The organism is Chloroflexus sp. MS-CIW-1 (assembly GCF_030444705.1).
In the GTDB taxonomy this organism is placed as follows: Bacteria; Chloroflexota; Chloroflexia; order Chloroflexales; family Chloroflexaceae; genus Chloroflexus.
Window position 1 is genome coordinate 1 of sequence record NZ_JAUBWR010000006.1, and the last position, 1483, is coordinate 1483.

General features: G+C 54.4%; 2 protein-coding genes. Both read left to right on the plus strand.

The window, feature by feature from the left end; translation table 11 throughout:
- The coding region (locus QTO31_RS19190; RefSeq protein ID WP_301430759.1) for an STAS domain-containing protein at positions 1-298 on the plus strand (298 nt) is incomplete at its 5' end.
- A 394-nt stretch (positions 299-692) separates the two neighbouring features.
- Positions 693-1483, plus strand: a 791-nt coding sequence (locus QTO31_RS19195; protein ID WP_301430760.1) for an anti-anti-sigma factor, incomplete at its 3' end; no start/stop codon positions are given.

The following is a 1483-nucleotide window of genomic DNA, read 5'->3' on the forward strand; positions in this document are numbered from 1 at the left end:
GCTCATCGGTGCGCTCGATACGGCACGGTTGGCCGATATGCAACGGCAGGCGTTGACCCAGCTTGAACACACCGGCGCCCGTGAACTGCTCATTGATGTGACCGGCGTCCCCGTGATCGATACCCAGGTCGCCAAAGGCGTGATCCAGCTCGTTGAGGCAGCACGCTTGATGGGCGCGCACGTCACGCTGGTCGGCATTCGCCCGGAAGTCGCGCAGACCCTGGTCACGCTTGGTATTGACTTGCGTGGCATTCGTACTTTTAGCACCCTGCAAGCCGCGTTGAAGGACTATAAGTGATGAAGCCGATATCAACCCAGCAGAGATGGCTCCCAAATCTCAGGGCGTATGCTGAAGCTGTCAAAATGAGGTGAACCGAAGGAAGCCATACGTTGTCTATCCGGTGTCCCATTGACAACCTGAAAGACGGTCATTCTTTACCCTGCCAGGAAAGGGATTTTCAACGTTTTTTCTATCTGGGCAGTGACGATACAGCGTTCGGAACGGTTTCCAAACTCACCCTTGGGTGTCTAGTTGATGCGATCAGCAACGGTTTACCGCACCCACCCCAGCATGCGGGCCGGAGGCCTGCACTCCCAGGCAGGCGATAATTGTCAGGTTTAGCCCATTGAGACTTTGTCTGACTATCGATATAATGAGGAATGTTCGTGCTCAACCTGTTCCAGGAGAAGGTATGCGAGCGTTGACTGACTGGCTGTTCCAGATAAAGTGTACTGACGAGGATGAATTACGCCGTGGCCGCACGAGCATCACCGTGACGCTCGTTATGATTAGCCTGGCAATTCTGGCAATTCCCATTAGCTTCCTAAGCGGTGATCCATTCGGTGGTATCACCGCTATCTCTATTGGTATTCTGTTCTATATCATTGCGATCGTCTTAACACGAGCTGGTTTCGTAAATTTCGGTGGAATTGTTCTAGTTAGTTTCGTCACCATCCCAACCCTGTTACCTATCATTGCCAAAACTTCACCGACAAGTCCCTTCACTTCACCCTTCTACCTCGTCCTCTCTATCCTGGTAGGTGGATTAATCTTGCGACCAGTGCTGATTTGGCTCGTGCTGGCAATAAATCTGGTTGGTGTGTTCATTGCATGGAACATTGCTAGTTTGAATCCTTTTGCCGATCAACTGACAACGGCGCTCAGTTCAGCCGCTCTGTTCCTGCAAGTGGGCGTGGCTTTGTTCACGTTCGTTGGGGGAAGCGTCACCGACGCCGCCTTGCGCGAGGCACGTCGGCTTCGGGAAGAGGCGCGCCAGAGCGCCAACCAACTAGCTGCGCTTAATGCCACGCTCGAAGCGCAGGTTGCTCAACGCACGGCAGCATTGCAGCAAGCGCTCCGTGACCTCGAACAGCGCGCCGCTGAACAGGCCCGCCTGCTGGCCGAAAATGAACAACAGCGCCAGGTCATTCGCGAGTTGAGCGTTCCGGTACTGCCGGTACGCACCACCACGCTGGTGATGCC